The 4,638-nt window shown below is 61.3% G+C and carries 4 protein-coding genes; 2 read left to right on the top strand and 2 right to left on the bottom strand.

The features are described 5' to 3' along the window. Positions 1-145 precede the first annotated feature (145 nt). Positions 146-676: a winged helix-turn-helix transcriptional regulator gene (locus ACEW8G_RS10230; RefSeq protein ID WP_373488320.1), complete on the bottom strand. Its 531-nt coding sequence runs from the start codon at positions 674-676 to the stop codon at positions 146-148. A 185-nt stretch (positions 677-861) separates the two neighbouring features. Here ACEW8G_RS10230 and ACEW8G_RS10225 point away from each other — a divergent pair, with 185 nt between their 5' ends. Continuing rightward, a complete protein-coding gene (locus tag ACEW8G_RS10225) occupies positions 862-1,200 on the top strand; it encodes a hypothetical protein (RefSeq protein WP_373488319.1) in 339 nt (112 codons plus the stop codon). Positions 1,201-1,416: 216 nt separating this feature from the next. Continuing rightward, positions 1,417-3,510, top strand: coding sequence for a bifunctional (p)ppGpp synthetase/guanosine-3',5'-bis(diphosphate) 3'-pyrophosphohydrolase (locus ACEW8G_RS10220; protein WP_373488318.1), 2,094 nt, complete (start codon positions 1,417-1,419; stop codon positions 3,508-3,510). A gap of 8 nt (positions 3,511-3,518) precedes the next feature. Here ACEW8G_RS10220 and ACEW8G_RS10215 read toward each other — a convergent pair. Beyond that, positions 3,519-4,638 (bottom strand): hypothetical protein (locus tag ACEW8G_RS10215; protein WP_373488317.1); only part of this gene is annotated, 1,120 nt, incomplete at its 5' end.

Here is a 4,638-nt window from a genome sequence, read left to right as displayed (position 1 = left end):
TTGCGGAGACCGCGCGCACATACCTTCAGCCGGGCTGACTTGCCGCCGCTCCCCAGCCGTTATCGGCAATGCCAATGGCCAAGTGGCTGCGCCTCAAGCTGACGGTCCGAACGAATCGGCCTGATGCAAAACCGCTACCGTCCCCTCAAACCGCCGCGATGCGCTTGATCACGCTGTTGTCGGCTTCCTCGCTGTCGGCGGTGGCGATGTCGGACAGGTTCATCCAGCATAGGTCGTGATGGGTCAGCACGCGGCCATCGTGCGCGCGGATGGAGATCGGTCCAATCGGCCGGTGGTCGCGTTCATCGACCAGCACCGGGTTTGACGGCACTCCGCTTTCCCATTTCTCGCCCCACTGGCGCAGCGCGATCATCGTGGGCAGCAGATCATGGCCCTTGTCGGTCAGCCGGTATTCGATCTTGCGGCGGTCATCAACGCACGGCGCGCGTTTGAGAATGCCGCTTTCGACCAGCCGGGTGAGGCGGTTGGACAGGATGTTGCGGGCGATGCCGAGCTGCTCAAGAAACTCCTCAAAATGATACACGCCGTTGAACGAGGCGCGCAGGATCATGAACGACCAGCGTTCGCCCATCGTTTCCAGCGCCTGGGGCAGGCTGCACGTTGCAGCGATTTCGGCCAGCGGCTCGCGCAGCTTGTCATGAGGGGCATGAGTCATGGTGCAAAATTCCAGTTTCAAACCGCCATCTTATCGGGAAATCGCGGCAAAGCCAAAGCCAAAAGTGCAATTAAGTTTTTAGTTGCAACTTGAAATGCATTTCAGTAGGTAGTGATTCGCAACCTAAATTGCACAACCCAAATTGCCCCACGCTGAACACCAAACATCATGAAAGGACATTCCCCATGAAGACCCTCACCGCCACACTCACCCAGATCGCGCTTGTCGCCGCCGCATCGATCAGTTCGATCACGATGATGCAGGTCAGCACCGCCAGTGCGCAATCGCCGTCCGGCGCCTTTTTTCGCGCCGAGCTGAGCAGCCCGGTCGAAAAGTCATCGAAGATCATCCAGGGCGTCGTCTGGCAGTGCGAAGGTACGGTGTGCCTTGGTGCCAAGGCGACCTCGCGCCCGATCAACGTGTGCACCCGCCTGTCGCGCAAGATGGGTGAAGTGACCGCTTTTTCGACGCGCAATGACGAGATGCCCGCCGAGGACATCGCCGCCTGCAACGCCAAGGGCTGATGCCAGTTCTGTCCCTCGTCTGCTAACCCCCTCGCCTGTCAATGCGCGGCGTGCGTTTCCCACAGCGCCCCCTAGCCGCGATGACAGGTAAACCTCGCGCGCCTGTGCCGATGCCGGATCGCATGGACTCTTGCCCGCTCAAGAGCCCGCGTCATCCTGCCCGGCACAGGCGTGTTTTTCTGTTGCATTTGCCTGTAAAGCCCCGACATTCGCACGGTGTTGAGACAATATGAACTGGTGGAACGGGTCAAGGCCTATGACCCGGATGCCGATGAGGCGCTGATCAACCGCGCCTATGTGTTTTCGGTGCAGAAGCACGGCAGCCAGAAGCGCGCCAGCGGTGACCCCTATTTCAGCCACCCCATCGAGGTCGCCGGTCTGATGACCGACCTCAAGATGGATGTTGAGACCATCATCACCGCGCTGCTGCACGATACGGTGGAAGACACGCTGACCACCATCGACGAGATTGACCGGATGTTCGGGCCGCAGGTCGCCAAGCTGGTCGATGGCGTCACCAAACTCTCCAAGATCGAGGCGCAGACCGAAAATGAACGCGCGGCCGAGAACCTGCGCAAGTTCCTGCTGGCGATGTCAAACGATTTACGGGTGTTGCTGGTCAAGCTGGCCGACCGGTTGCACAACATGCGCACGCTGCATTTCATCAAGAGCGAGGACAAGCGCAAGCGCATCGCCCGCGAGACGATGGATATCTTCGCGCCGCTGGCCGAGCGGGTTGGCATGTATGAATATATGCGCGAGATGCAGATGCTCGCCTTTCGCGAGCTTGAGCCCGAGGCCTATAACACCATCTGCGGGCGGCTCGACCAGATCAAGGCCGATGGCGAAAACCTGGTCGACACGATTTCGACATCGCTGACCGCAGAGCTTGCCAGCCACGGCCTCACCGCACTGATCAGCGGCCGCGAAAAACATCCCTATTCGATCTGGCGTAAGATGGCCGAACGGCATGTGTCGTTCGAGCAGATGACTGACATCATCGCGTTTCGCATTCTGGTCGACAGCATCGATGATTGCTATCGCGCGCTCGGCCAGATCCACCGCAAGTGGAAGATGATCCCGGGGCGGTTCAAAGACTATATCTCGACGCCCAAGCGCAACGGCTATCGGTCCTTGCATACCGCGATCATCCACGGCCAGTCGATGCGCGTCGAAATCCAGATTCGCACCCATGACATGCACCGGCAGAGCGAATTCGGGCTCGCGGCGCACTGGGCCTATAAGCAGGGTTCCAGCAGCCCCGACGGGCAGGCGGGCTGGATTCGCGATCTGATCGAGATTCTCGATACCGCGCAAGATGCTGACGAATTGCTCGAACACACCCGTATGGCGATGTATCAGGACCGCATCTTCGCCTTCACCCCCAAGGGCGCGCTGCACCAGATGCCCAAAGGCGCGACCGCGATCGATTTTGCCTATGCGGTGCACACCAAGCTGGGCAATCACGCGGTCGGCGCGCTGATCAACAACCGCCATGTGCCGCTGCGCACCCCGCTCGCCAATGGCGATATCGTCGAAATCCTCAAGTCAGAAGGGCAGGAGCCGCAGACCAGCTGGCTGGGCTTTGTCACCACGGGCAAGGCGCGCGCGGCGATCCGCCGCTATGTGCGCGACAAGGACCGCGATGAAACCGCCGCGATGGGGCGGGTGATTTATGACGAGATTGCCGGGCGGCTGCCGGTGAAAATTGGCAAAAAGGCGCTGAAACAGGCGATCGAACGGCTGGACATCGAGGATGAGACCGAGCTTATGCTCGCCATTGGCACCAACAAGATTTCAGACCACACGCTCATGGATGCGCTGTTGCCTGGCAGCACCAAGGACCTTAACGCACAACGCGAATTCCCCCGCCAGGACCGGGCAATCTCGATCCGGGGCCTCACCCCCGGCGTGGCTTTTCAACTGGCCGAGTGCTGTCACCCGGTGCCCGGTGACCGCATCATCGGGTTGCGCCGCAAGGGCGAGCAGGTGGAGGTGCACACCATTGATTGCCTCAATCTGGTCACCGGTCAGGATGCCGACTGGATCGATCTGTCATGGGACAATGATTCAGAAGGCGCGACCGCGCGCATCCGCGCAATCCTGTATAACCGGCCCGGCACGCTGGCCGACATGGCGGGCATCTTCAGCCATCATAAGGCGAATATCGTCAATCTGCGGCTGACCAACCGCGACCACCCGTTCCACACCTATGAGTCGGACCTTGAGGTGCACGATGTCGGCCATCTGATGCAGATCATCATGGCGCTGCGCGCGTCGGAATCGGTCGCACGCGCCGAGCGTATCTGATCAGCGCATCACCGGGATGAGCGCACCACCAGATCGGCGGGCAGCGTGGGCTCGCTGATCACGCGCTCCATGGCGGCCCAGCGTGATGCGGCATCGCTCCCTGCCGCCTCGACATGCGCGCGGACCATGTCCAGCCCCAGGCCGTAGTTGATCACATAGCTGCGATAGACGTCGGTAAAGCCGATTGACTGGCGGGCGCGCGCCTCGCTGAGCAGCTGGTATTTCTGTGCAAGAACAATGGCCTGATCGCGGGTCACCTCGCCATCGAGATAGGCCTGTGCGATCGTGAAACGCGCACCCTGCAGCCCGGCGAGCGCCGCCTGCAATTGCGCGAGCCGTTCGGCGTCCGCACTGTTCAGTCCAGCGAGCGGATAGAGCACCGCCTTTTCGAACGCCAGCTTGTCTCCGCCCGGAAATGCCAGTTCGATCCCGTAATTGGCCGATCCTTCGGCGATCAGGCTTTGCGGGCTGTACAGCGGGTAGACGCTGTATTCCATCCAGCCGCGACCGCGCATCAGCGTTTGTTCAAGCGAATAGTTGAGCGAATGGTGGCCGGGATAGCCTTCATGACAGCCCAGATCGACCGCACGGCTGATGCGGATCGGCAGATCGGTGTTGATCTGGATCAGGCTGGTGAGCTTGCCCTGATAATAATTATAGCCGCTCCACGGCTTGCCGGTGACGAATTCCATGCGGAAGGTCTCGCCCCTGGGCAGCAGAATGTAGCGCGCGGTGCGCGCGCGGCATTCAGCAATCGCACGATCGAACACGGGCTTGAGCCGGTTCGCCTGGATCACGAAGCGGTCCTGAAACGCATCGACCCGCGCAGCCAGCGTGCCCTCGCCGGGCAGCAATGTCTCAATCTGCGCTAGCACCGGGTCATAGCTCGCCAGCGGTTGAATATCGGGGGTCGCTCCGAACAGCCCGAGCGATTCGGCGCGGAACGAGAGCTTTTCGCCCTGCAGCATGCGCAGCCGGGTGCGCGCCGCATTGAGTTGCGCGCGCAGGAAGGTCACGCGGCGCTGGACCAGCTGCTCCTCGCCTGATGTGTCGACGCCGGCGAGCCGCGCATCCAGCGCGTCAACCGCCTGCGCCAGCGCGGGCAACGGGCGTGGGTTGGCAGATCGG

This window comes from Blastomonas sp. (assembly GCF_041747255.1).
In the GTDB taxonomy this organism is placed as follows: Bacteria; Pseudomonadota; Alphaproteobacteria; order Sphingomonadales; family Sphingomonadaceae; genus Blastomonas.
This window is presented reverse-complemented; position numbering and strand designations above follow the sequence as displayed.

What these genes read in the sequence shown, in the direction of transcription:
- ACEW8G_RS10230 (WP_373488320.1), bottom strand. Translation starts at nt 676, where the DNA reads ATGACTCATGCCCCTCATGACAAGCTGCGCGAGCCGCTGGCCGAAATC.
- ACEW8G_RS10225 (WP_373488319.1), top strand. Translation starts at nt 862, where the DNA reads ATGAAGACCCTCACCGCCACACTCACCCAGATCGCGCTTGTCGCCGCC.